This window comes from Belnapia sp. (genome assembly GCF_059504005.1).
Genome location: NZ_JCACHU010000135.1, coordinates 75,713 through 98,107, shown reverse-complemented (window position 1 = coordinate 98,107; position 22,395 = coordinate 75,713). Strand labels below are relative to the sequence as shown.

The window sequence follows — 22,395 nt, the reverse complement described above, 5'->3', positions numbered from 1 at the left end:
CCCGTCGCCAGCAAACCCAAACCCGACAGGCTGCTAGAGCGGTTTCCGTTCGCGTAGGCTCACGGAAGCCGCCCCAGGCTGTTGGTCAGGGGAGCCCATTGCTCCCATTGGGTGACTCCGCCTGATGGGAGCTGGCTCCGGGGCGCGCCACCCCGATCGGGCCCCATCGCCGGGCGAGCCGCAATCAGGCGCCCGATCCCGCCAGCACCTGGTGCACCGAGGAGACGACGACCGAGCCCTCGCCGACCGCGGAGGCGACGCGCTTGACCGAGCCGGCGCGGACGTCGCCGACCGCGAAGATGCCGGGGATGCTGGTCTCCAGCACATGCGGGGCGCGGCCGATGCGGCGGGCCGGGCTGTCCGCCTCGGCATCGCCGGCGCCGGCGCCGACGCGCACGAAGCCCTGGGCATCGAGGGCCACGCCGCAGCCGGCCAGCCACTCGGTGTTCGGCACGGCGCCCAGCATGAGGAAGAGATTGGCCATGCGGCGCGGCTCGCTCCGGCCGGTGCCGCGGTTGGTCCAGGTCACCCGCTCGAGATGGCGCTCCCCGTCCAGCCCCGTGACCTCGGTCTGCGTATGCAGCGTGATGCGCTCCGACGCCTCGATGCGGCTGACCAGGTAGTCCGACATGCTGGCCGCCAGCCCCTCGCCGCGCACCAGGATGTGGACATGGGCGGTGCGGCGAGAGAGGAATATGGCGGCCTGCCCGGCCGAGTTGCCGCCGCCGACCACCACCACCTCCTCGCCCTCGCAAAGCCCGGCCTCGACGGCGGTGGCGGCGTAGTGGATGCCGCCGCCCTGCTCGAAGCGGACGAAATTGGGCAGGTGGTCGAGCCGGCGGTAGCGCGCGCCGGTCGCTAGCACCACGGCCCGCGCGCGCACCGCGGTGCCGTCCTCGAGATGCAGCGCGAAGGGATGAACCGCGCAGTCGAGCCGCAGGACCGGGCAGGCCACGGCGATGCGGGCGCCGAATTTCTGCGCCTGCACCTGCGCCCGCCCGGCCAGGGCCCCGCCGGAGATGCCGGTCGGGAAGCCGAGATAGTTCTCGATCTTGGAGGAGGTGCCCGCCTGTCCGCCCGGCGCCTCCGCTTCCAGCACCAGGGTCGAGAGCCCCTCGGAAGCGGCATAGACCGCAGCCGCCAGGCCGCTCGGCCCGGCGCCGACGACCGCGACGTCGAACACCGCCCCGGCCTCCAGCCGCTCCGTCAGGCCGAGGCAGGCGGCGAGCTCGGCATTGGACGGCCGCTGCAGCACCCGCCCGGGGCCGCAGAGCACCACCGGCAGGTCGTCCGGCCCGAGCCGCTGCGCGGCCAGCAGCGCGGCCGCCTCCGCATCTGCCGAGGCATCGAGCACCCGCACCGGGTAGCCGTTGCGCACGAGGAAGCGCTCGATCCGCAGCGCATCGCCGATGCCGCTCTCGCGCGAGCGGATCAGCGCGACGCCGCCCTGGCCGTGCTGGATGAAGCCGATGCGCCGCAGGATGAAGGCGCGCATGATGGTCTCGGCGATGTCCGGCTCCGCCGCCAGCAGCCGGCGGAACTGGGCGCGGTTCAGCCGCAGCACCTCGCCGCCCCGGCCCATGCGACCGCCGACCAGGATCTCGCGGTCGTTGAAGAGGTCGAGCTCGCCAGTGAACTGGTACTCGGTATGCACGGTGAAGACCTGCGCAGCATCCTCCGGGCCGTCATAGATCTCGATGGCGCCGGAAAGGGCCAGGAAGAAGTCCACGGTCCGGTCGCCGCGGCGGAACAGCACCGTGCCGGCCGGCAAGGCCTCCACCTGGCCGAAGGCACGGGCCCGCGCCACCTGCTCCCCGGTGAGGCGCGGGAAGGTCTGCGCCTCGCGCAGATAGGGGTCGCTCGGGTCGGCGGCGCCCACGGCTGCGCCGATCTGCGCATGGCTCATCCTGGTCCTACTCCTCCTTGGGCGCAGCGGCGGCGCTGCCCTCCCGGTGGCGGGCCTCAGGGCCGGCCTGCCTCTGGCGGTCGCGGACCCTACCCCGCCGGGCAGCCAGCGGATAGGAAGCCGAAAGGCGGGGTCGCAACAGGCCGAATGCGACGTCGGCGGTGCCCAATGGCCGCGATCCGGGAGGGATGGGCGAGGCAAGCCGGCGCGGCAGCCGGACGGTCCTGCCCGGCCGGCGCCCTTCGCCCGGTCAGGCGGCTGGCCGGGACGGCTTCGGCACCGGCGCGCCGAAATCGGCATTCGCCTCGCCGAGCGCCGGCGCGCCGCGCTCTACTGGCGGCCTCGCCCCGTCGAAGGCGACCGGCAGGCCGATCCCGCGCGGCGCATCGGGCGCGGCGACGACCATCCCGAGCGCCTCGGTCTGCGGATGCGCCGCGACCGCGGCCAGGTCATGGATCGGCGAGCAGGGCACGCCCGCCGCCTCCAGCGCCGCCGCCCACTCCTCGCTGCCCCTCGTCCTCATCGCCGCCTCCAGCAGCGGCAGCAGGATGTCGCGGTGGGCGATGCGGTCCTTGTTGGTGCGGAAATGCGGGTCGGCGCCCCATTGCGGATATCCGAGCACGGCCGCGAATTTGGCGAAGAGCCGGTCATTCGCCGCCGCCACCACGATCTCGCCGTCGGCCGTGTCGAAGGCCTGGAAGACGATCAGCTTCGGGTTGCCGCTGCGGTGCCGCGGCGGCTGCCGCCCGGTCTCGAAGAAGCCGGCGAAATGCTGCCCCATCCAGCCGAGCCCGGTCTCGAAGAGCGAGGTGTCGACCGTGGCCCCCTCCCCCGTCAGGTGCCGCCGCTGCAGGGCGGCGAGGCAGCCGAGCGCCGCCCAGACCCCGGTGCCGAGGTCGAGCACCTGCATCCCGACCCGGGCCGGCGCTGCCTCCGCGCTGCCGTTCACGCTGAACATGCCGGCGAAGGCCTGCACGATCGGCTCGTAGCCCGGCTTCAGCGCCAGCGGCCCGGCGGCGCCGAAGGCATGGAGCGAGCAGTAGATCAGGCGGGGATTCAGCGCGCGCACCGCCTCGGCCCCGAGCCCCATCGCCTCGAGCGAGCCGGGGCGCATGTTCTGGACGAAGATGTCGGCCCCGCGCAGGAAGCCGCGCAGCCACTCGACCGCCGCCCGGTCCTTCAGGTCGAGGGCGATGCTGCGCTTGTTGCGGTTCACCGCGTGGAAGGTCGTCGCCGTGCCGGCATGGAAGGGCGGGCCCCAGAAGCGGGCGTCATCGCCCTCCGGCCGCTCGATCTTCACCACCTGCGCGCCGAGCAGGCCGAGGATCTCGCCCGCATAGGGGCCGGCCAGGTTCTGCCCGAGCTCGACCACCGTGACCCCCTGCAAGGGCAGCATGGCGGCGCCTTCCTTCCGCGGACGTTCCGCGGAAAGTCTGGGCGCCGCCGCCGGCTACGGTCAAGCCAAAGGGGGTCAAGCCAAGGTGGGTCAGGCCGGCTCGAAGTCGAAGTCGCCGTCCTTCGACTGCCATTGCTGCACGGTCAGCACCTGCGCCCCGCCCTCGCTCTCATGCGGCCCGTGCACCTGCCCGGCCGGATGGGTGAGGAAGCCCCCCGGCCCCAGGCGCTGCCCGCCATCGATCAACTCGCCGCTGAGCACGTAGTGCATCTCCGAGCCCTTGGCATGCGAATGCGCCGGAATGAAGCCGCCCGGCGGGATGTGGACGATGCTGGTCACTACCCCTCGCCCCGCGTCCTCGTTCAGCACCTGGATGCGGAATTCGCCCCGCGCCCCGGGAATGACGAAGGGCGCCGCCGCCACCTCCGCCGCTGCCTGCCTGATTCCGTCCGCCATGCTCGCCGCTCCCCGCTTGTCGCCGGGCCAACGCCCGCTCGCCGTGCCGGGTTGCCGCCCTGCTCCCGATCTGTTGACCACCACGGAAGGGCCGGACGGGTTCCGCATCTGACGCGATACAGCATTGTGCGCCTCCACTCGTTCAACCTCGGCGCGTCGAACGGCATTGATGACACCGCGATTCATCGGCCTGTGCGCAACGCCGCCGCTCGTCCTGGCGCTGGCAGCGCTTGCCCTCTGGCAAGCCGATGGTGCGGCGCGCCAGCGGCTCGTTCTCCCCATCCTCCTGCTCTCCGCCCTCTGCCTCATCCTCACCGCCTGCCTCATGGCCGAGCGCCCGCGTGCCGATGGGGGGCCGGGCGAGCGCCGCTTCCGCGCCCTGGCCCGGGCCGGCGACCTCGTGCTCTGGCGTGGCGATGCCGCGGGCGCGATCCTCGAGGCCGAGGGCTGGACGGAGCTCACCGGCCAGGGGCTTGAGGCGCTGCGCGGCGCCGGCTGGCTCGAGATGCTGCACCCCGCCGACCGCGCGCCGACGCTTGCCGCCTGGGCCGAGGCGCGCGCCGCCCTGCGGCCCGTCGACATCGAGTACCGGGTCCGCACCAGGGCGGGCGCCTGGCACTGGGTCCGCGCCCGCGCCGTGCCGACGGAGGGCGAATGGGTCGGCCTGGTCGAGGATATCCATGAGCGCCGCCAGGCCAGCCTCGACCTGGCCGAGCGGCAGGAGAAGCTCGCCCTCGCCCTCGCCGCCGCCCGGCTGGTGAGCTGGGAATACGATGTCCGCGCCGACCGCGGCCGCCGCGTCAGCTATGCCGAGGAGGTGCTGGACGCCCCTGTCCCGGCGAATTTCACCCTGGCCGACTGGGCCGCCGCCATGCATCCCGAGGACCGGCCCATCGCCCTCGGCCGGCTGCAATCCGCGATCGACGGCCAGGCCATGGAGGTCGCGGCCGAGTTCCGCGTCCGCCGCCGCCCGCCGGCCGAGGGCTGGGCCTGGGTCTCCTCCCAGGGTGCGGTGACCGAGCGGGACCCGGCAACCGGCCGGGCGCTGCGCATCTCCGGCATCTCCCGCGACGTGAGCGAGCGGCGGGAGGCCGAGGAGCGCCGGGTCCTCCTGATGCGGGAGGTGGACCACCGCGCCAAGAACGTCCTCGCCGTGGTGCAGTCCGTCCTGCGCCTGACCCGACGCGACCGGCCGGAATCCTACATGGCCGCGGTGGAGGCCCGGGTCGCCGCCCTCGCCCGCGCCCATACGCTGCTGGCGGAGCGGGGCTGGGTCGGCGCCGATCTCCGCCTCCTCGCCGAGCGAGAGCTGGCCGTCTGCCCGCCCGGCGTGGCGAGGCTGGAGGGGCCACCGCTCGCCATCGCCGCCGGCGCGGTGCAGCCGCTCGCCATGGTGGTGCACGAGCTGGCGGCCAATGCGGGCAAGCATGGCGCCGCCTCGGTGCCGGCCGGGCGCGTCGTCCTCGCCTGGCGGCTGGAGGCGGGCCAGCTCCATCTCGACTGGACCGAATCCGGCGGCCCGCCGGTGCAGGCGCCCTCGGGGCGCGGCTTCGGCACGCGGATGCTGGAGGCGGTGCTGCGCGGCCAGCTCGGCGGAACGCTGGACCTGCGCTGGGAGGCGGGCGGGCTGGCCTGCTGCATCGCCCTGCCCGCCGCCCGCGTCCTGGCCGGGGCCGGGCACGCCTCGCGCCTGCCGGCCGCCGAGCCTATGCCGTGAGCTGGTCCAGCGGCCAGCGCGGCCGCGGCGCATGGCCGAGCGGGTCGGCCAAGCCGCGCCGCAGCCGCTCGATCCCGGACCAGGCGACCATCACCGCATTGTCGGTGCAGAGCCGGATGGGCGGCGCCACCAGCGGCAGCCCCCGCTCCCCCGCCACCCGCCCGAGCGCCGCGCGGACCGCCGCATTGGCCGCGACGCCGCCGGCGACCACCAGCGCCGTCGCCGCGGGCAGCATGTCGAGCGCATGCCGCGCCCGGTCGGCCAGCACCGCCGCCACCGCCGCCTGGAAGCCGGCGGCGAGGTCGGCCTGGTCCCCTGCCGGCAGCGCGCCCGGCGGGTGCCTGGCGACGGCGTGGGCAACGGCGGTCTTCAGCCCGCTGAAGGAGAAGTCGCAGCCGGCCCGCCCCAGCAGCGGCCGCGGCAGGGGGTAGCGGCCCGGATCGCCGCCCGCGGCCAGTCGCTCCAGCGCCGGCCCGCCCGGCCAGGGCAGGCCGAGCAGCTTGGCCGACTTGTCGAAGGCCTCGCCCACCGCATCGTCGAGCGTGGTGCCGAGGCGCCGGTATTGCCCCACTCCCTCCACCGCGACGCACTGGCAATGCCCGCCCGAGAGCAGCAGCAGCAGGTAGGGGAAGCGCACCCCGCCCTGCACCAGCCCCGGCAGGGTGGCGGTCAGCGCATGCGCCTCGAGATGGTTCACCGCGACGAAGGGCAGCCCATGCGCGATCGCCAGCCCCTTGCCGAGGCTGGCGCCGACGATCAGCCCGCCGATCAGCCCCGGGCCGGAGGTCGCGGCGATGCCGGCGAGGCCGCCGAAGCCGAGCCCGGCCTCCTCGACCACCCGGGCGGCGAGGCGCGGCAGGTGCTCCAGATGGGCCCGCGCCGCGATCTCCGGCACCACGCCGCCGAAGGCGGCATGCTCCTCCAGCTGGCTCAGCACCGCCTCGGCGAGGATCGTCCCATCGGCCCGCAGCACCGCCGCCGCCGTCTCGTCGCAGCTCGATTCCAGGCCCAGCACCGCGGCCGACGCGTCCATTCCCGCTCTTTCCCCTCGTGCATGGCGGTTCTATGTCACCGCGATGCCGCTCGACGAGACCCTCGCCCAGCTTCCGCGCCATGGCCGCGCCCTGCCGCTCCGGGTCGGTACGCGCGGCTCGCCGCTGGCGCTGTGGCAGACCCGGCACTTCCTGTCGATCATCACCCGCGTCTGCCCGGTGCTGCGCGATGCGGAGGCCTTCGAGGAGCGGATCATCGCCACCTCCGGCGACCGCATCCAGGACCGGCCGCTGGCGGATATCGGCGGCAAGGGCCTCTTCGCCAAGGAGATCCACGAGGCGCTGCTCGACCGCCGCGTCGACTTCGCGGTCCACAGCCTGAAGGACCTGGAGACGGAGCTGCCCGCCGGCATCACCCTGGCCTGCACCCTGGCGCGGGAGGATGCGCGGGATGCCATCGTGCTCGGCCCCGGCTGCACCCCGCCGGACCCGGCCGACCCCTATGGCTGCCTGCCGGCCGGGGCCGTGATCGGCACCGCCTCCGTCCGGCGGCAGTCGCAGATCCTGCACAGCCGGCCCGACCTCCGCTGCGAGGTGATCCGCGGCAATATCCAGACGCGACTCGGGCGGGTGCGGGCCGGCGACTTCGCCGCCTCCTTCCTCGCGCTCGCCGGGCTGCGGCGGATGGGGCTGGAGCGCGAGGCCGGCGTCGTCCTCGATGCCGAGGCGATGGTGCCGGCCGCCGGCCAGGGCATCGTCGGCATCACCTGCCGCAGCGCGGATGCCGAGCTGCGGGAGCTGCTCTCCGCCATCGAGGACCTTACAGCGGCGGCGGTCAGCCGGGCGGAGCGGGCGCTGCTCGGGGCGCTGGACGGCTCCTGCCGCACGCCGATCGGCGGCCATGCCCGGCTGCTGCCGACCGGGGCGCTGCACCTCACCGGCCTCGTCGCCCGGCCGGATGGCAGCTTCCTGTTGAAGCGCTCCGTCACCGGCGCGGCGGCGGATGCGGCCCGGCTCGGCGCCGCACTCGGGGCAGAGCTGCGCGCCGACAGTCCGGCCGACCTCTTTGCCTGAGGCCGTCCTCGTCACGCGGCCCGAGCCGGGGGCGGAGGAGACGGGGCGCCGCCTCGCCGCCCTCGGCTGGGAGCCGGTGTTGGCCCCTGCCCTCCGCCTCGCCCCGCGGCCGCTGGCGGTCCCTGCCGGCGTGCAGGCCCTGCTGCTGACCAGCCGTGCCGCGGCGCGGGCGGTGCAGCCCGGCACGCTGCCGGCGAGCCTGCCCGTGCTGGCCGTCGGCGAGGCGACGGCGGCGGAGGCGCGGCATAGCGGCTTCGTGAATATCGAGGCGGCAGCCGGCGATGCGGCGGCGCTGGCGCAACTGGCGGCTGCGCGGCTCGACCCCGGGGCGGGGCCGGTGCTGCTCGCGGTCGGCGAGGGATATGGGCTGGAGGTGGCGCTGGCGCTGCGCCAGCGCGGCTTCCGGGTGCAACGCCGGGTTGCCTATGCCGCCGCTCCGGCGCCCATCCTGCCGGATGCGGCGCGGGACGCGCTGGCAGCCGGCCGGGTCGTTGCTGCGCTGTTCTTCTCGCCGCGTTCGGCCCATTGTGCCATGTCCTTGTTCCAAGAGGCCGGGTTGGCCGAAACCGCCGCGTCGGTCATGGCGTTGGCGCTGAGCCCCAGGGTCGCGGCGGCGCTTCAAGCAGCACCCGCCCCCCTGGCGTGGCGCGCCGTGCGTGTCGCCGACCGGCCCGACCAGGACTCGCTTCTGCAACTGCTCGGACCCAGGTTAGCGAAACGATGAGCAAAGCCCCCGACCCGAAGTCAAAGGTGTCGCGCCCCATGGCGCAGACCCGCCCCCCGAGCGGCCCCCTCGCCGCGCCTCCCGGCGCCGGTCCGGAGGTCGGCGCGGAGCCCATCCCGGCCGCCGCCGGCATCACGCCGCCGGACGAGACGCCGGTGCCGAGGCCGGCGACGGCCGCGCCGCCCCCGCCTCCACCGCCGCCGCCGCGCAATTCGCCGCTGAACGAGCCGGGGCCGCGGCCCATGCTCGGGCGGCGCATCGATCCCGCTGCGATCGTCATCGGCATCGGCGGCGCGGTGCTCGTGCTCGCCCTCTGGTGGCTGCTGACGACGCCGCGCTCTTTGCAGGAGGCCAGCGTCGATCCCGGCCGCGTGGCGCAGATCGAGCAGCGGCTGACCGCGCTCGACGGGCTGCGCGGCGAGGTCGGCGCGCTGAACGGGCGCATCCAGCAGGTGCAGCCGCTCGAGGCGCGCATCAAGAGCCTCGAGGAGCGGCCGGTGGCGACGGATACCCGGCCGATCGAGACCCGCCTCGCCGGCCTCGCCGAGCAGGTGGCGGCGAATGAGCGGAGCGACGGCCAGTCCGGCGAGCGCAACACGGCGCTGGAGCGCCGGGTGCAGGCGCTGGAGGCGAAGCCCGCCGTCGATCCGGCCGGCTTCGCCCCGCGCGATGCCGTGCAGCAGCTCGCCGGCCGCGTCGAGCGGCTGACCGAGCGCGTCGAGCAGCAGGCCGGCGGCATCGACGGCAAGCTGCAGGACGGGGCCCGCGCCGCGGAGCAGCGCCTCGCCGCGCAGGACAAGGCGGTGCAGGACCGGCTGGGCGCGCTGGAGGCTTCGCTCAACCAGCGCCTTGCGGCGCTGGAGGGCACGCTCGGCCAGCGCATGGCGGCGCTGGAGCAGGCGCAGCAGCGGCTCTCGGCGATCGAGGGGCGCACGGCCCGCCTCGCCGCCATCGACGGGATGCGCGGCGCGCTGGCGGCCGGGCAGCCGCTCGGCCAGGCGCTCGGGAGGATCGACCAGCCGCCGCAGGCGCTCTCGCGCTTCGCCCAGTCGGCGCCGCCGACCGAGGCCTCGCTCCGCCTCTCCTTCGAGGATGCGGCCAAGGCGGCGCGTGCCGCCTCCGACGCCGCGCAGGGGCCGGATGGCAGCCGCGGCGGGGCGGTGGACAGCGCCCTTTCCCGCCTCGGCGGGCTGGTGACGGTGCGCCGCGGCGACCAGGTGGTCTGGGGCGATGCGGCGGAAGGCGAGATCGAGCGCGCCCGGCGCGCGCTGGAGGCCGGGGATATCGAGATGAGCCTGCAGCATGTCGACAAGCTGCCGCCGCCGGCGCGGCAGGCCATGCAGGGCTGGGCCGACCAGGCCCGTGCCCTGATCGCGGCGCGCGCGGCGCTCCGCCAGCTGGCGGCGGGCTGAGCCGATGGCGCGCGCGATCTGGGTGCTGCTGCTCCTCGGCATCGGCACCGCCGCCGCCATCTGGCTCGCCGAGCTGGGCGGCACCGTCGAGGTCAGGGTGGGCGAGGCCTATGTGGGCACCAGCTTCGCCATCGCCCTGCTGGTCCTCTGCGTCGGCATCCTCGTGCTGTTCGGCCTCTTCAGCCTGATCGGCGCGATGCGCCGCTGGCCGGGGCGGGCGCGGAACCGCCGCGCCTGGCGCCAGCGGCATGACGGCGACGCGGCGCTGACCCGGGCGCTGGTCGCGCTCTCGGCCGGCACCGCGGAGGCGGCGCAGCTCGAGGTGCGGAAGGCCCGCAAGCTGCTGGGCGACACGCCGCAGACCCTGCTGCTGGCGGCCGAGGCCGAGCGCCTCGCCGGCCACGACGAGGCGGCCTCGGCGGTCTTCCGCCAGCTCGCCGAGCGGGACGACGCCCGCTTCATCGGGCTCCGCGGGCTGCTGCGGCAGGCGATGGCGCGGGGCGACTGGGATGCCGCCCTCGCCCTCGCCAAGGAGGCCGAGATGGTGCAGCCCGGCGCCTCCTGGCTGCGGGAGGAGCGGGCGCAGCTCGCGCTCCAGACGCGGAACTGGCGGGAGGCGCTGAGCCTCGCGCCGAAGGAGGCGCCGCGCGCGCCGCTCGCCCTCGCCGCGGCAGGGCAGGAGCGGGATGCGGCCAAGGCGGCGGAGCTGGAGCAGCAGGCCTTCCAGGCCGATCCGACCTTCGTCCCGGCGGCGATCGCCCATGCCCGGCGGCTGCGCGCGGATGGCAGCCCGCGCCGTGCCAAGGGCGTGCTGGAGGAGGCCTGGGCGGCCTCGCCCCACCCCGACCTCGCCGAGCCCTACCTCGCCGACGAGGGCGACCCGCTGGCGCGGGTGAAGGCGGTGGAGCTGCTGATCCGCCGCAACCCGACGGCGACCGAGAGCCGGCTGCTGCTGGGGCGCGTCGCGCTGGCGGCCGGGCTCACCGGCCGGGCGCGCGGGGCGCTCGAAGCAGTCGTCAAGTCGGGCCAAGCCGACCGGCGCGCCTACCTGCTGCTGGCGGAGCTCGAGGAGGCCGAGCATGGCGAGACCGCCGAGTCCCGTGCTGCCCAGGCCCGCTGGCTGCGCGAGGCCGCCGGGTCCCGGCCGGAGCCGCGCTGGCGCTGCGGGCATTGCGGCACGGAGCATCGCCGCTGGGCACCGGTCTGCGAGGCCTGCGACACCGCCGGGCGGATCGCCTGGGCGGCGGAGCCGGCGACGATGGAGCGGGACACGCTGCCTGCCGGCGCGCGGGCGCTCAGCGGGCCTTTGCAGGCTGTGACCGGCTGACCCGCTCGAAGGGTGTTGCCGTGGCGGGCGGGCGCGGCTATTGAGCGCCCGTCTGCGTTGCCGACATAGCTCAGCGGTAGAGCAACTGATTCGTAATCAGTAGGTCCCCAGTTCAATCCTGGGTGTCGGCACCAGACCTCTTTTCCTTCCGGTCAGGCGGCGATGGGTACGGCGGGCTCGCCGGCTTCCAGGGCGCGCAGCACGAACTGGCCGGCCTTCCAGGCCTCCTCGGCGCAGGCGAAGCCGCCGGCGGCGCGCAGCGTGATGGTATCCGAATCCGAGCGATGAATGGCCCAGACCCAACGGCGCGGCGCGCGGCGCTGGAGCTCGACCTTCACATAGCCATGGAAGTGCTTCTGGCGCTCGGCCTGCATGTCGACCTCCTTCGGGATTCCGGATGAGCCAGGGGCAACCCGGGGATGATTACGCTGCACTGCCGCATGGCACCATGCGTGCCCTGCTCAATTCGAAGTCAAGCCGATACGGCCGCATCACGCAGGGCGGCGCCATTTGTTAAGAACCGGGTGACGAGGCAATTGGATATTACTCAACCTCTGATTATATCCAGCGGAATGAGCGCCAGATGCCGTTGTTCGGCTTGATTCCCCTCTCGGCTGCGGCGGAAGCCGCGGACTGGTCGGCCAGCACCTATCGCGGGCCCTGCTACGTCATGGCGGCGGATGAGCGCCGGGCGCGGCTCTACGCGGCCAGCTACTTCGCCCGGCCGGATGCGGCGCGGCTGGAATCGGGGCTGCGGATGGAGTCGCCCTGGGTGCGGCCGCGGATGGTCGCGCTGCAGCTGACCTTCCGGCATGTCGACCGGTCGGCGCCGGAGGGTACCGTCGTCGTGCCGCAATCCGGTGGGGACAATGTCGTGCGGCTGGCCGATTGGCGGACGCGCCTGGCCTAGGGCGGATAGCCGGAGGACGGCCTCGCCCGGAGGCGTGACCCCGCCCCGTCAACGGCAGCCCGGAGCATGTCCGGCGAACCCGCATGAACCGGGGATGGTCTACGCCTCGCCAGCCAGGGCGGCATGGGCGCGGAGCAGGGCGCCGCACATCGCCAGCGGCAGGGTCCGGGCCCATTGGCGGTGCAGCAGCGTGCCGTCGATGCGGCGGCACGCCATGTAGATGCGCTCGTCGGAGCGCCGGGCCGGCAGCCAGGCATAGAGCAGCGGCAGCAGCTCGAAGGCCAGCGCCGGCTGCCGCGTATAGGGCATCACATCGCCTTCGAGGCCGAGCAGGAGATGCAGGCTGAGGTCCGCACCCGCACCGCCGCGCTCGACCTGGCCGAGGCGATCCGCGAGATGCAGCATTTCCTCGCTGCGCGTCACGCCTCGGGCGGCACGGGCTCAGCCATGCGTTTTGTGGCCCGGGCGGTTGTGCGTCGTCTTCTCGCTGCCGCTGCCGGCGATGCTGCGCTGCTCGTCACCCTTGCCGGCGCTGGCGGAGGAGCTGCCGGGCCCGGTGGCCGTGCCGCCGGCATTGCTCGTGCTGCCCTCGCCGGAATGCTGCTCGGCGGCGCGGCGATCGTCCTGCTTGGCGGTGCTCATGGCGTCATCCCCTTGGTGGAGCGGGATGAACCGGGATGGGCGGGGGAGGTTCCTGCCGGCGGCTCAACGGCCAGCGGGATCCCTGGTGGAGCCAGGCGGAATCGAACCGCCGACCTCTTGAATGCCATTCAAGCGCTCTCCCAACTGAGCTATGGCCCCCCGGGAAGGAGGCGCCGTATAGCCGTGCCCGGCGGGGTGTGCAAGCCCCTCGGTGCCTCTTTCCCGCGGTCATCGACGCGACTAGGTTGCGGCCAGGATTTCCGCCGAAGGCAGGGAGCTGGCGCCCATGGGGAAGGTGTATCGCGACGCGACGGAGGCCCTGGCGGGCACGCTCCGCGACGGCATGATGATCATGTCCGGCGGCTTCGGCCTCTGCGGCATCCCGGCGCTGCTGATCGAGGCGATCCGCGAGAGCGGGGTGCGCGACCTCACCATCGTCTCGAACAATGCCGGCATCGACGATGCGGGGCTCGGCCTGCTGCTGCAGACGCGGCAGGTGCGGAAGATGATCAGCAGCTATGTCGGCGAGAACAAGACCTTCGCCGAGCAGTACCTCGCCGGGCAGCTCGAGATCGAGTTCAACCCGCAGGGGACGCTGGCTGAGCGCATCCGGGCCGGCGGCGCGGGCATCCCGGCCTTCTACACGAAGACCGGCGTGGGCACGAAGGTCGCCGAGGGCAAGCCGACGGCGGAGTTCGACGGCGAGACCTATGTGATGGAGCGCGGCCTCTTCGCCGACCTCGCCATCGTCCATGCCTGGAAGGGCGATACCGAGGGCAACCTCGTCTATCGGAAGACGGCGCGGAACTTCAACCCGATGATGGCGACGGCGGCACGCATGACCGTCGCCGAGGTGGAGCACCTGGTGGAGGCGGGGCAGATCGACCCGGACCACATCGTGACGCCGGGGATCTTCGTGAAGCGGATGATCGAGTGCCCGCCGGATTTCGAGAAGCGGATCGAGCAGCGCACCACGCGCAAGCGCGTGCTGGCCTGAGGGAGAGCGACGATGCCCTGGACGCGTGACCAGATGGCCGCCCGCGCGGCGGCGGAGCTCGAGGACGGCTTCTACGTCAATCTCGGCATCGGCATCCCGACGCTGGTGGCGAACCACGTGCCGTCCGGCATGAGCGTGCAGCTACAGAGCGAGAACGGGATGCTCGGGCTCGGCCCCTTCCCCTATGAGGGGGACGAGGATGCGGACCTGATCAATGCCGGCAAGCAGACCATCACCGAGCTGCCGACGAGCAGCTATTTCTCCTCGGCCGACAGCTTCGCCATGATCCGCGGCGGGCATGTCGACCTCTCCATCCTCGGCGCGCTGCAGGTGGCGGCGAATGGCGACCTCGCCAACTGGATGATCCCCGGCAAGATGGTGAAGGGGATGGGCGGGGCGATGGACCTCGTCGCCGGGGTGAAGAAGGTGGTGGTGCTGATGGAGCACACCGCCGGCGGCAAGCCGAAGCTTCTGCGCGAGTGCACCCTGCCGCTGACCGGGGCGCGGGTGGTGGACATGGTCATCTCCGAACTCGGCGTCTTCGAGATCGCGCGCCGCGGCGAGACCGAGGTGAAGCTCGTCGAGCTGGCGCCGGAGGTGACGCTCGACGAGGTGACGGCGAAAACCGAGGCGGCGTTCACCGTGGCGCTGCGGAACGGCTGAGGCCGGCCTCAAGGAGCTCAAACGGCTTCAATTCGCGGGCCGGCGGGCGGGGCCAAGCCCTTGGCCTGCCTCGCTCTTGCGGCGGATGCCTTGAGGGTTTTAGGACTTTAGGTGCCTGCCGGCCGGCACGGCACCAATGATCGCGCCCGGCGTTCCGGACGGCAGCGGCGGGTCAAGCCGTTCTCGGACGGAGGAGCCCGGCCATGCCCAACAGAACGACCGGCGGCGGATCGCCCGCCGCGACGTCCACGCCGGCGGCGGCCGCCCACCCGCCCGGCATGGCCCTGCTCCTCGGCGCGCTCGGGGTGGTGTTCGGCGATATCGGCACCAGCCCGATCTACGCCTTCCGCGAGACCCTGCGCGCCGCGGTCGCCGAGGGCGAGGCGGCCGCGGCGGCGCCGGGGACCGTCTTCGGCGTGCTGTCGCTGATCTTCTGGGCGGTCTCGCTGGTGGTGGCGCTGAAATACGTCGTCCTGGTCATGCGCGCGGACAACCAGGGCGAGGGCGGCACCATGGCGCTGCTCTCCCTCGCCGTGCCGGCGGCGCCGGAGCGGCTGCGCTTCGGCGTGCTGGTGGTCGGCCTGGCGGGGGCCTCGCTGTTCTTCGGGGACGCGATGATCACGCCGGCCATCTCCGTGCTCTCGGCCGTCGAGGGCCTGGCCGTCGCCACCCCGGTCTTCCAGCCCTATGTGGTCCCGGTCGCGGCGGTGGTGCTGGTCGCCCTCTTCGCCATCCAGAGCCATGGCAGCGCCGCCATGGGCCGGCTGTTCGGGCCGGTGACGGCGGCCTGGTTCGCCATGCTCGCGCTGTCGGGCCTCCTCCATGTGCTGCGGCGGCCGGAGGTGCTGGCGGCGCTCGACCCCCGCATCGCCTTCGCCTTCCTCACCCATCATCCGGGGCATGGGGCGCTGGCGGTCCTGGGCTCGGCCTTCCTCGCGCTGACGGGGGGCGAGGCGCTCTATGCCGATATGGGGCATTTCGGGCGGCACGCCATCCGCATCGACTGGTTCGCGCTGGTCATGCCGGCGCTGGTGCTGAACTACCTGGGCCAGGCGGCCCTGGTGCTGGAGGATCCGGCCGCGGCGGCCAACCCGTTCTTCGGGCTGTTTTCGGGCCCGCTGCTCTATCCGGCGGTCGGGCTGGCCACGGCGGCGACGGTGATCGCCAGCCAGGCGGTGATCTCCGGCGCCTTCGCCCTGGTGCAGCAGGCCATCCAGCTCGGCGCCGTGCCGCGGCTCGAGGTGCGGCAGACCTCGGAGGCGACGGCGGGGCAGGTCTACCTGCCGCATGTCAACTGGCTGCTGGCAGCGGCCGTGCTGGCCCTGGTGCTCGGCTTCCGCAGCTCGGAGGCGCTAGCCAATGCCTATGGCATCGCGGTCGCCGGCGACATGATGGTGACGACGCTGCTGATGGCCGTGGTCGCGCACGGGCACTGGCGGCTCCCCTGGCCGCTGATCGCGGCGGTGGCGGGGCCCTTCCTGCTGCTCGACCTCGCCTTCGTCCTCGGCAACGTCCACAAGATCCCGCATGGCGGCTGGTTTCCGCTGCTGGTCGGCGCCGTGGCGCTCGGGCTGATGCTGCTCTGGCGGCGGGGCCGCACCATGCTGCTGGCCCGGCGCGACGAGGATGCGCCGACGATCGAGGCCTTCCTCGCCGGGCTCGACGCGCCGGGGGCGCCGATCCGCGTGCCGGGCACGGCGATCTACCTGACGGGGCAGCGTGACGTGGTGCCGGCGGCGCTGTCGCTGAACCTCCGCCACAACGGCGTGCTGCATGAGCGGGTGGTGCTGCTGCATGCGATGGCCGAGCGCGTGCCGCGGGTTGCGGAGGCGGAGCGGGTGGTGGTCCATGCGCTGCCGCGGGGCTTCCGCCACGTCACCCTGCGCTTCGGCTTCGCCGAGAAGCCCGACGTGCCCAAGGCCCTTCGCCTGCACAGCGAGGCGGTAGGCTTCGCGCCGGAGGAGGCGTCCTACTTCATCGGGAACGAGGTTCCGGTGCCGTCGATGCGCCCGGAGCTGCCGCTCTGGCAGGAGCACATCTTCGCCTTCCTCACGCGCAATGCGGTCCGGGCGCCGGACTACTTCCTGATCCCGCCGCCGCGGGTCGTCGAGCTGGGGACGCGGGTGGAGCTTTGAGGTCTGAGGATATATTCCTATATCCTGCCCCGGTCGGCGGAGCAAGCCCAAACTCACGCCGGGGCCCGGGGGGACGCCTGTCCCCCCGGTGGGGGTCTCGGGGGCAAAGCCCCCGAGCTTACGCCGCCCGCTGCGTCAGCACCGGGTAGTCCGTGTAGCCGCGCTCGTCGCCGCCGTAGAAGGTCTCCTTCTGCGGCTCGTTCAGCGGCGCGCCGGTGCGGAGGCGCTCCACCAGGTCCGGGTTGGCGATGAAGGGGCGGCCGAAGGCGATGGCATCCGCCCTCCCCTCGCGCAGCGCCGTCTGGGCCAGCGCCAGGTCGTAGCCGTTGTTCGCCAGGTAAGCGCCGTTGAAGGCGCGGCGGAGGGACTGGAAGTCGAAGCCCTGCGCATCGCGGGAGCCGCCGGTCGCGCCCTCCACCACATGCAGGTAGGCGAGGTTGAAGGGCGCCAAGGCCGCGACGGCATGGTCGAAGAGCGCCTGCGGGTCGCTGTCGCGGATGTCGTTGGCCGGCGAGACGGGGGAGATGCGCAGGCCGACGCGCTCGCCGCCCCAGACGGAAGTCACGGCCTCGGTCACCTCGAGCAGGAGGCGGGTGCGGTTCTCGAGGCTGCCGCCGTAGCGGTCGGTGCGCTGGTTGGTGCCGTCGCGCAGGAACTGGTCGATCAGGTAGCCATTCGCGGCGTGGATCTCGACGCCGTCGAAGCCGGCCTCCTGGGCGTTGCGGGCGGCGCGGCGGTAGTCCTCGACCAGGCCGGGGATCTCGTCGGTCTCGAGGGCGCGCGGCGTGACGAAGGGCTGGAAGCCGCTCTCGGTGAAGGCCTGGCCCTCCGGCTTGATCGCCGAGGGGGCGACGGGGAGGGCGCCGCCCGGCTGCAGGCTGGGGTGGGAGATGCGGCCGACATGCCAGAGCTGGAGGACGATGCGCCCGCCGGCCTCGTGGACCGCATCGGTCACCTGCCGCCAGCCGGCGACCTGCTGCTCATTGGCAATGCCCGGGGTGAAGGCATAGCCCTGGCCCTGCTGCGAGATCTGCGTCGCCTCGGCGATGATGAGGCCGGCGGTCGCGCGCTGGGCGTAGTAGATGGCGTTCATCGGGCCGGGGATGCCGGCGCTGCCGGCGCGGCTGCGCGTCAGCGGCGCCATCACGGCGCGGTTGCGGAGGTCGAGCGCGCCGAGGCGCACGGGCTGGAAAAGGTCGGTCATCGAGGCGGCATCCATTTGCTGCGTTGCGGCGAAAGCTGGGCCGGACCCGATGGTTCCTCCAATCCTTATGCCGGATGCGGCGTATTCATGGGTTGGATAGGACTGCGGCCGGCTCGGGCTCCGCCACGGGCGGGGGCGGCAGGCGGCGGAGCAGCCAAAGCATGATGCTCATCGCCGGCAGCGCGGCGAGCGTCGTCAGCAGGAAGAAGCCGGGCCAGGCGAGCCAGGCCGCGAGGAAGCCCGAGGCGCCGCCGATGGTGCGGGTGGCGAAGGCCGCCAGCGAGGAGAGCAGCGCGTACTGCGTCGCGCTGAAGGCCCGGTTGGTGAGGCCGGAGAGATAGGCGAGGAAGGCGGCATCGGCCATGCCGTCGGTGAAGTTCTCGATGCCGACCTGGGCCCAGAGCAGCGGCAGGTCGTGGCCCGCCATGGCGAGCGCGACATACATCAGGTTGGAGAGCATCTGGCCGAAGCCTGTCAGCACCAGGGCGCGGGCAATGCCGAGGCGGCGCACCAGCCAGCCGCCGGCGAGCGCCCCGGCGAGGATCGCGACGAGGCCGAAGACATTGTTGATCGCCGCCAGCTCCAGCCGGGTGAAGCCGAGGGCGGCGTAGAAAGGCTGGGTCATCACGCCCGCCAGCGCCTCGCCGAGCTTGAAGAGCACGACGAAGAGCAGGATCGCCAGCCAGTGGCGGCGCCCCATGAAGTCGAGGAAGGGGTCGATGACGGCGGCGCGGAGGCGGCCGCCCGGCGTCGTCGGGAGGCGGGGCGGGGCGGCGGGCTCCGGGCCGATCAGGACCGCCAGCAGGCCGACGCCGAGAAGCGCGGCGCAGATGCCGTAGCCGAGGGCCCAGCCACCGAGCTCCGTCACGGCCAGCGCCCCGGCACCGCTCGTCAGCAGGGCGCCGCGATAGCCCCAGACATAGAGGGCGAGGCCGTAGCCCTGCTCGCGCTCCTCCAGCAGGTCGATGCGGTAGGCATCGACCACGACATCCTGGCTGGCGGAGAGGAAGGCGACGAAGCCGGCGAGGGCGAAGGTGGCGGCATAGGCGCCGGGCGTCGGCGTGGTCAGGCCGAGGGCGGCGATCGAGAGGATCAGCACCGGCTGGATGCAGGCGAGCCAGCCGCGGCGGCGGCCGAGGGCGCGGAAGAGCGGCGGCGCGATCTGGTCGAGCGCCGGGGCCCAGAGGAATTTCAGCGTGTAGGCCAGGCCGAGGGAGGCGGTGAGGCCGATCAGCTCGACCGAGAGGCCCTGCTCCGACAGCCACCGGCGCAGCGTCGCCGCGGTCAGCGGCAGCGGGATGCCGGAGGCGAAGCCGAGGGCGAGCAGCACGAGATATCGGCGGTCGCGCCACCAGGCGGAGGAAGCGGGATGCGGCATGCGCCCCGGCTAGCAGAAGCGCGGGCCCCTTGCCACGGCGGCGCGGAGCCATGGCAAGGGATCGGCAAGGACTCCCTCCGCAGCACCGCCGCGCGATGCCGCGGGCCGGCCCCTCGGGAGGCTATTAACCGGCGAGCATCAGGAGCGGCCGCCGCTTCCGCCACCGCCGCCGCCCTGGCCGCGCGGGGAGCCGAGGCGGTCCTGCCGGTCGAGCTCCTGCGCCGCGAAGGCGGTGGCCGCGGCGACACGGGGCAAGGCGGGCAGGTTCGCCAGGCGCTGGAGGGTGGCGGCGCCGCCATTGGGGAAGGCCGGATTGGAGAGGACGCGCTCGGCGGCCGCCTGATCCCCCGCATTGATGGCGCGGGAGGCGGCGTAGAGCGACTGCACGACCGGCTGGGCCGGTGCGTTGGGGGCGATGCCGATGGCGGGGCGAAGCTCCTGCAGGCCATCGGTGAAGAGCGGGCCGATCGGGCCGTTGAAGCCGCGCCAGCGCGGGCCGTAGGGCAGCTCGGTCGCCAGGTACTCGTAATTGGCGACGGCGCGGGCGGCGGCGGCGGGGTTGCCCGCGAGGCTCGCCGGATTGCCGAAGGCATAGGCGCTGCCGATGATCGCCGAGCGGGTCGGGTCGCCGGCGCCCTGGACGGCATCGGGCGGCAGGGTGGCGTAGCCCTGGGGCGGCTGGTCGGGCGCAACGCAGCCGGCGAGCAGGGCAAGCGTCGCCAGGAGGGGCAGGCTGGGGCGGGGCATGGTGGTTCCTCTTTTGGTCCTTCAGCGCCGGACGCGGCGGCCGGTTGCCTTCCGCGGCATTGACGTGAAGATGTGGCAGCGGGAACGAAAAGGGAGGGGGCCGGATGAGCGGCACAGTGGCGGAGACGCCGGCGGCACGGCTGCGCCGGCGCTTCCCGACCTTCGGCGACCTGCAGCGCCGGGCGCGCTGGCGGGTGGCGCGCTTCGCCTACGACTTCGTCGCGGGCGGTGTGGGTGACGGGGCGCCGAATGTCGCGCACAACCGGGCGGCGATGGATGCGGTGCGGATCGTGCCGCGCTATGCGCTGGACGTCTCGACCGTCTCGGTGCGGACGGAGCTGTTCGGGCGCGTCTACACCGCGCCGGTGGGCGTCGCGCCGATGGGCAATATCGGCATCGTCTGGCCGGGGGCGGATGCGATCCTGGCCGCGGCGGCGCAGCGGGCGGGCATCCCCTATGTCTCCTCCACCGTCGCCAATCTGGGGATGGAGGAGCTGGCGCGGATCGCGCCGGATGTCTTCTGGTTCCAGCTCTACGGTCTTCCGGGGGACCGGCATGCGCTGTCCTTCGACCTGATCCGGCGGGCGGAGGCGGCGGGGGCGCATGCGCTGGTGGTCACGCTGGATGTGCCGGCGCGGCAGAAGCGGGTACATGACGTCCGCAACGGGCTGGTGATGCCCTTCCGCTACCGGCCGCGGACGATGCTCGACATCGCTCGGGCGCCGCTCTGGGCGGTGGCCTCGCTGCGGGCGGGGCTTCCGAGCTTCCCCAACATGCGGGCCTATGTCGACGAGGGGGCGGGGCTCGCGGAGATGGCGGGCTTCGTGCAGCGGCACATGACCACCGGCGTGACCTGGGAGGATGTCGCCCGCTTCCGCGAGGCCTGGCCGCGGGCGCTGGTGCTGAAGGGGCTGCAGCATCCAGAGGATGCGGAGCGGGCGGTGCGGCTCGGCGTCGACGGCATCTGGGTGTCGAACCATGGCGGGCGGCAATTCGACGCGGCGCCCGCCTCGATCGACACGGTGCCGGCGATCGCGGCGCAGGTGGCGGGACGGGCGAAGGTGCTGTTCGACGGGTCGATCCGCTCGGGGCTCGACGTGCTGCGGGCCTTGGCGGTGGGGGCGGACATGGCCTTCGCCGGGCGGGCCTTCCTCTACGCCGTGGCGGCGCTGGGGGAGGCGGGGGGCGACCATGCGGCGGCCGCCTTCGCCGAGGAGGTGCGGGGGACCTTCGCGCAGGCGGGGGTGCTGAGCGTCGCCGATGCGGCAAGGGCGACGGTGCTGCACCCCGGCGCGGTGCGGTTCGAGCCGCCGCGGAATGCGCCGGGGCCGCTCAGCCCGGGGTGACGGGCAACGCCTCGAGGCCGCGCAGGACGAGGCCGGGGCGCCAGGGCAACCGCTCCTCCGGCACGGCGAGGCGGAGGCGCGGCAGGCGTCGGAGCAGCGTGGCGATGCCGACCGCGCCCTCCAGCCGGGCGAGCGGCGCGCCAATGCAGGAATGGCCGCCGCCGAAGGCCAGGTGCCGGTTGGGCGTGCGGGCGAGGTCGAGCCGGTCGGGATCCGGGAAGGCGGCCGGGTCGCGGTTGGCCGCGGCGATGGAGCCGAGCACGATCTCGCCCCGGGCGATGCGGGTGCCGGCGAGCTCCATCGGCTCGCGCGCATAGCGGTTGGTCGTGGTCTCGACCGGGCCGTCATGGCGGAGGAATTCCTCGATGGCGGCCGGCAGCAGGGCGGGTCCAGCGCGCCTCGACCCGGCGCGGGGTGAAGGCGCGGCCGGCGAGGCGGCGGAGGCGGGCATGGTCCGGGTCGTCGAGGTCCAGCATGTTGCGGGTCAGCGGGGCGATGGCGCGCGGCACCCAGGGTCGCTTGCGGCCGGCGCTGGCGGGGTCCTTCATCAGGCGCGGGTCGCGCAGCATCGCGGCGACATCGGCATGGCGGAGCAGGAGCCAGGCCTCGCGGCCGCCCGGCAGGCGGAGGCGGTGGACCGGGGCCTCGGCCCGCAGCCGGGCGTAGAGCGGGTGGGGGTCGCGGCGCGCCGCGGGGTCGTCGAGGCGGAGCGGCTCAGGCATCGGGGCGGCCGAGGAAGGCGGCGGCGATGAGGTCGGGGAATTCCTCCCAGCGGGCGGTGGTCTCCGCCTCGCCGAGCAGGCGGAGCTGCACGAGGCCGAGCACCGTCGCCATCAGGATGCGGAGCGTGGCGGGCGGCATCGGCAGGGGCGCCTCCGGCGGGGCGAGGACGGGGGCGATGACCCGCTGCAGCAGGCACTCGGCGAGCCAGCCATCGACCAGCGCCTCGGAGAGGACGACGCGCAGCGCCTCCAGCATCTCCGGCGTCAGCGCGGCCCAGCGGAGGCGGAGCAGGTGGCGCAGCAGGGCCGTCGGGTCGGCCTCGGCGGGGAGCGGCGGCGGGGCGGCGGCCTCGCCCAGCGGGTCGAGCAGGGCGAGGAGCAGGGCCAGCTTGTCCTCGAAGACGTTGTAGATCGTGCCGTCGGAAACGCCGGCCTCGGCCGCGATCTCGCGGATCGTCGCGCGGTGGAAGCCGCGGGCGGCGAAGACCCGGCGGGCGGCATCCAGGATGTGCTGGCGACGAAGCCGGGCGGTGTTTTCGGCGAGGCGTTCGCGGGTAGAGCTTGGCGGGCGGGACATGGGAGCGCCTCTTTGAACGATCATCCAAATTATTGAATGTTCATTCAGGGAACTGGGCGCAAGGGGCCGG

At 73.7% G+C, this 22,395-nt stretch carries 23 protein-coding genes and 2 tRNA genes; 11 read left to right on the top strand and 14 right to left on the bottom strand.

Features of this window, described 5'->3' with window-relative positions:
- Window positions 1–184: 184 nt before the first annotated feature.
- The 3 genes from AC5JJ1_RS18700 to AC5JJ1_RS18690 all read right to left on the bottom strand — a co-directional run bounded on the left by AC5JJ1_RS18700 (window position 185) and on the right by AC5JJ1_RS18690 (window position 3,758).
- Window positions 185–1,906, bottom strand: a complete 1,722-nt coding sequence (locus AC5JJ1_RS18700) for an FAD-dependent oxidoreductase (protein ID WP_495786620.1) — start codon at window positions 1,904–1,906, stop codon at window positions 185–187.
- Between the two features lie 250 nt (window positions 1,907–2,156).
- Entirely contained in the window at window positions 2,157–3,302 is a 1,146-nt protein-coding gene (locus AC5JJ1_RS18695; protein WP_495786619.1) for a CaiB/BaiF CoA transferase family protein, read from the bottom strand.
- A 90-nt stretch (window positions 3,303–3,392) separates the two neighbouring features.
- Window positions 3,393–3,758 (bottom strand): cupin domain-containing protein, encoded by a 366-nt coding sequence (locus AC5JJ1_RS18690; protein ID WP_495786618.1) that lies wholly within the window; start codon window positions 3,756–3,758, stop codon window positions 3,393–3,395.
- A gap of 169 nt (window positions 3,759–3,927) precedes the next feature.
- On the opposite strand from AC5JJ1_RS18690, the gene AC5JJ1_RS18685 reads away from it, so the two are divergent.
- Window positions 3,928–5,475: a PAS domain-containing protein gene (locus AC5JJ1_RS18685; protein ID WP_495786617.1), complete on the top strand. Its 1,548-nt coding sequence runs from the start codon at window positions 3,928–3,930 to the stop codon at window positions 5,473–5,475.
- Here the strand turns inward: AC5JJ1_RS18685 and tsaD are convergent.
- Complete coding sequence (gene tsaD / locus AC5JJ1_RS18680) at window positions 5,465–6,508, bottom strand: tRNA (adenosine(37)-N6)-threonylcarbamoyltransferase complex transferase subunit TsaD (RefSeq protein ID WP_495786616.1); 1,044 nt, start codon at window positions 6,506–6,508, stop codon at window positions 5,465–5,467. The two genes, AC5JJ1_RS18685 and tsaD, sit on opposite strands and share 11 nt — an antisense overlap.
- A gap of 43 nt (window positions 6,509–6,551) precedes the next feature.
- Here tsaD and hemC point away from each other — a divergent pair, with 43 nt between their 5' ends.
- The 5 genes from hemC to AC5JJ1_RS18655 all read left to right on the top strand — a co-directional run bounded on the left by hemC (window position 6,552) and on the right by AC5JJ1_RS18655 (window position 11,138).
- The gene (hemC, locus tag AC5JJ1_RS18675) at window positions 6,552–7,541 is read left to right on the top strand and encodes a hydroxymethylbilane synthase (protein ID WP_495786615.1); all 990 of its coding nucleotides are present in this window, start codon (window positions 6,552–6,554) and stop codon (window positions 7,539–7,541) included.
- The gene (locus tag AC5JJ1_RS18670) at window positions 7,534–8,265 is read left to right on the top strand and encodes a uroporphyrinogen-III synthase (RefSeq protein ID WP_495786614.1); all 732 of its coding nucleotides are present in this window, start codon (window positions 7,534–7,536) and stop codon (window positions 8,263–8,265) included. The genes hemC and AC5JJ1_RS18670 overlap by 8 nt, the downstream gene beginning before the upstream one ends.
- Before the next feature lie 38 nt (window positions 8,266–8,303).
- Window positions 8,304–9,677 (top strand): COG4223 family protein, encoded by a 1,374-nt coding sequence (locus tag AC5JJ1_RS18665; protein ID WP_495786613.1) that lies wholly within the window; start codon window positions 8,304–8,306, stop codon window positions 9,675–9,677.
- Between the two features lie 4 nt (window positions 9,678–9,681).
- Window positions 9,682–11,004 carry a heme biosynthesis HemY N-terminal domain-containing protein gene (locus tag AC5JJ1_RS18660; protein WP_495786612.1) on the top strand — a complete coding sequence of 441 codons (1,323 nt, stop codon included), beginning with the start codon at window positions 9,682–9,684 and terminating at the stop codon, window positions 11,002–11,004.
- A gap of 59 nt (window positions 11,005–11,063) precedes the next feature.
- Window positions 11,064–11,138: transfer RNA gene (locus AC5JJ1_RS18655), tRNA-Thr, on the top strand.
- 18 nt (window positions 11,139–11,156) lie between these two features.
- Here AC5JJ1_RS18655 and AC5JJ1_RS18650 read toward each other — a convergent pair.
- Window positions 11,157–11,378, bottom strand: coding sequence for a hypothetical protein (locus AC5JJ1_RS18650; RefSeq protein WP_495786611.1), 222 nt, complete (start codon window positions 11,376–11,378; stop codon window positions 11,157–11,159).
- Window positions 11,379–11,587: 209 nt separating this feature from the next.
- On the opposite strand from AC5JJ1_RS18650, the gene AC5JJ1_RS18645 reads away from it, so the two are divergent.
- A complete protein-coding gene (locus AC5JJ1_RS18645; protein WP_495786610.1) occupies window positions 11,588–11,914 on the top strand; it encodes a hypothetical protein in 327 nt (108 codons plus the stop codon).
- A gap of 99 nt (window positions 11,915–12,013) precedes the next feature.
- Here AC5JJ1_RS18645 and AC5JJ1_RS18640 read toward each other — a convergent pair whose 3' ends face one another.
- The 3 genes from AC5JJ1_RS18640 to AC5JJ1_RS18630 form a co-directional block, all read right to left on the bottom strand.
- Complete coding sequence (locus AC5JJ1_RS18640; RefSeq protein ID WP_495786609.1) at window positions 12,014–12,337, bottom strand: hypothetical protein; 324 nt, start codon at window positions 12,335–12,337, stop codon at window positions 12,014–12,016.
- 18 nt (window positions 12,338–12,355) lie between these two features.
- Window positions 12,356–12,556 (bottom strand): hypothetical protein, encoded by a 201-nt coding sequence (locus tag AC5JJ1_RS18635; protein WP_495786608.1) that lies wholly within the window; start codon window positions 12,554–12,556, stop codon window positions 12,356–12,358.
- Window positions 12,557–12,639: 83 nt separating this feature from the next.
- Window positions 12,640–12,715: transfer RNA gene (locus AC5JJ1_RS18630), tRNA-Ala, on the bottom strand.
- Between the two features lie 127 nt (window positions 12,716–12,842).
- Between AC5JJ1_RS18630 and AC5JJ1_RS18625 the strand changes: the two genes are divergently transcribed.
- The 3 genes from AC5JJ1_RS18625 (at window position 12,843) to AC5JJ1_RS18615 (ending at window position 16,351) form a co-directional block, all read left to right on the top strand.
- The gene (locus tag AC5JJ1_RS18625) at window positions 12,843–13,553 is read left to right on the top strand and encodes a CoA transferase subunit A (protein WP_495786607.1); all 711 of its coding nucleotides are present in this window, start codon (window positions 12,843–12,845) and stop codon (window positions 13,551–13,553) included.
- 12 nt (window positions 13,554–13,565) lie between these two features.
- Complete coding sequence (locus AC5JJ1_RS18620; RefSeq protein ID WP_495786606.1) at window positions 13,566–14,216, top strand: CoA transferase subunit B; 651 nt, start codon at window positions 13,566–13,568, stop codon at window positions 14,214–14,216.
- Between the two features lie 203 nt (window positions 14,217–14,419).
- A complete protein-coding gene (locus AC5JJ1_RS18615) occupies window positions 14,420–16,351 on the top strand; it encodes a potassium transporter Kup (RefSeq protein ID WP_495786605.1) in 1,932 nt (643 codons plus the stop codon).
- A gap of 118 nt (window positions 16,352–16,469) precedes the next feature.
- Here the strand turns inward: AC5JJ1_RS18615 and AC5JJ1_RS18610 are convergent, their stop codons facing one another.
- The 3 genes from AC5JJ1_RS18610 to AC5JJ1_RS18600 form a co-directional block, all read right to left on the bottom strand.
- Window positions 16,470–17,555, bottom strand: coding sequence for an alkene reductase (locus tag AC5JJ1_RS18610; RefSeq protein WP_495786604.1), 1,086 nt, complete (start codon window positions 17,553–17,555; stop codon window positions 16,470–16,472).
- Between the two features lie 85 nt (window positions 17,556–17,640).
- Window positions 17,641–18,933 (bottom strand): AmpG family muropeptide MFS transporter, encoded by a 1,293-nt coding sequence (locus AC5JJ1_RS18605; protein WP_495786603.1) that lies wholly within the window; start codon window positions 18,931–18,933, stop codon window positions 17,641–17,643.
- Window positions 18,934–19,071: 138 nt separating this feature from the next.
- Entirely contained in the window at window positions 19,072–19,680 is a 609-nt protein-coding gene (locus tag AC5JJ1_RS18600) for a hypothetical protein (protein ID WP_495786602.1), read from the bottom strand.
- A gap of 104 nt (window positions 19,681–19,784) precedes the next feature.
- On the opposite strand from AC5JJ1_RS18600, the gene AC5JJ1_RS18595 reads away from it, so the two are divergent.
- On the top strand, window positions 19,785–21,026 hold the full coding sequence (locus AC5JJ1_RS18595; protein WP_495786601.1) for an alpha-hydroxy acid oxidase: 1,242 nt from the start codon (window positions 19,785–19,787) through the stop codon (window positions 21,024–21,026).
- Here AC5JJ1_RS18595 and AC5JJ1_RS18590 read toward each other — a convergent pair.
- From AC5JJ1_RS18590 to AC5JJ1_RS18580, 3 genes are read right to left on the bottom strand one after another with little or no spacing between them, the layout of a single operon-like run.
- Window positions 21,013–21,477 carry a cytochrome P450 gene (locus AC5JJ1_RS18590; protein WP_495786600.1) on the bottom strand — a complete coding sequence of 155 codons (465 nt, stop codon included), beginning with the start codon at window positions 21,475–21,477 and terminating at the stop codon, window positions 21,013–21,015. The two genes, AC5JJ1_RS18595 and AC5JJ1_RS18590, sit on opposite strands and share 14 nt — an antisense overlap.
- The gene (locus tag AC5JJ1_RS18585; protein ID WP_495786599.1) at window positions 21,371–21,748 is read right to left on the bottom strand and encodes a hypothetical protein; all 378 of its coding nucleotides are present in this window, start codon (window positions 21,746–21,748) and stop codon (window positions 21,371–21,373) included. Before AC5JJ1_RS18585 ends, AC5JJ1_RS18590 begins: the two co-directional genes overlap by 107 nt.
- Complete coding sequence (locus AC5JJ1_RS18580) at window positions 21,741–22,325, bottom strand: helix-turn-helix domain-containing protein (protein WP_495786598.1); 585 nt, start codon at window positions 22,323–22,325, stop codon at window positions 21,741–21,743. Before AC5JJ1_RS18580 ends, AC5JJ1_RS18585 begins: the two co-directional genes overlap by 8 nt.
- Window positions 22,326–22,395: the final 70 nt, after the last annotated feature.

Bases quoted from the DNA above. Each gene is read 5' to 3' on its own strand.
- AC5JJ1_RS18700 (WP_495786620.1), bottom strand. From the start codon at position 1,906: ATGAGCCATGCGCAGATCGGCGCAGCCGTGGGCGCCGCCGACCCGAGC.
- AC5JJ1_RS18695 (WP_495786619.1), bottom strand. From the start codon at position 3,302: ATGCTGCCCTTGCAGGGGGTCACGGTGGTCGAGCTCGGGCAGAACCTG.
- AC5JJ1_RS18690 (WP_495786618.1), bottom strand. From the start codon at position 3,758: ATGGCGGACGGAATCAGGCAGGCAGCGGCGGAGGTGGCGGCGGCGCCC.
- AC5JJ1_RS18685 (WP_495786617.1), top strand. From the start codon at position 3,928: ATGACACCGCGATTCATCGGCCTGTGCGCAACGCCGCCGCTCGTCCTG.
- tsaD (WP_495786616.1), bottom strand. From the start codon at position 6,508: ATGGACGCGTCGGCCGCGGTGCTGGGCCTGGAATCGAGCTGCGACGAG.
- hemC (WP_495786615.1), top strand. From the start codon at position 6,552: ATGCCGCTCGACGAGACCCTCGCCCAGCTTCCGCGCCATGGCCGCGCC.
- AC5JJ1_RS18665 (WP_495786613.1), top strand. From the start codon at position 8,304: ATGGCGCAGACCCGCCCCCCGAGCGGCCCCCTCGCCGCGCCTCCCGGC.
- AC5JJ1_RS18660 (WP_495786612.1), top strand. From the start codon at position 9,682: ATGGCGCGCGCGATCTGGGTGCTGCTGCTCCTCGGCATCGGCACCGCC.
- AC5JJ1_RS18650 (WP_495786611.1), bottom strand. From the start codon at position 11,378: ATGCAGGCCGAGCGCCAGAAGCACTTCCATGGCTATGTGAAGGTCGAG.
- AC5JJ1_RS18645 (WP_495786610.1), top strand. From the start codon at position 11,588: ATGCCGTTGTTCGGCTTGATTCCCCTCTCGGCTGCGGCGGAAGCCGCG.
- AC5JJ1_RS18635 (WP_495786608.1), bottom strand. From the start codon at position 12,556: ATGAGCACCGCCAAGCAGGACGATCGCCGCGCCGCCGAGCAGCATTCC.
- AC5JJ1_RS18625 (WP_495786607.1), top strand. From the start codon at position 12,843: ATGGGGAAGGTGTATCGCGACGCGACGGAGGCCCTGGCGGGCACGCTC.
- AC5JJ1_RS18620 (WP_495786606.1), top strand. From the start codon at position 13,566: ATGCCCTGGACGCGTGACCAGATGGCCGCCCGCGCGGCGGCGGAGCTC.
- AC5JJ1_RS18615 (WP_495786605.1), top strand. From the start codon at position 14,420: ATGCCCAACAGAACGACCGGCGGCGGATCGCCCGCCGCGACGTCCACG.
- AC5JJ1_RS18610 (WP_495786604.1), bottom strand. From the start codon at position 17,555: ATGACCGACCTTTTCCAGCCCGTGCGCCTCGGCGCGCTCGACCTCCGC.
- AC5JJ1_RS18605 (WP_495786603.1), bottom strand. From the start codon at position 18,933: ATGCCGCATCCCGCTTCCTCCGCCTGGTGGCGCGACCGCCGATATCTC.
- AC5JJ1_RS18600 (WP_495786602.1), bottom strand. From the start codon at position 19,680: ATGCCCCGCCCCAGCCTGCCCCTCCTGGCGACGCTTGCCCTGCTCGCC.
- AC5JJ1_RS18595 (WP_495786601.1), top strand. From the start codon at position 19,785: ATGAGCGGCACAGTGGCGGAGACGCCGGCGGCACGGCTGCGCCGGCGC.
- AC5JJ1_RS18590 (WP_495786600.1), bottom strand. From the start codon at position 21,477: ATGCCCGCCTCCGCCGCCTCGCCGGCCGCGCCTTCACCCCGCGCCGGG.
- AC5JJ1_RS18585 (WP_495786599.1), bottom strand. From the start codon at position 21,748: ATGCCTGAGCCGCTCCGCCTCGACGACCCCGCGGCGCGCCGCGACCCC.
- AC5JJ1_RS18580 (WP_495786598.1), bottom strand. From the start codon at position 22,325: ATGTCCCGCCCGCCAAGCTCTACCCGCGAACGCCTCGCCGAAAACACC.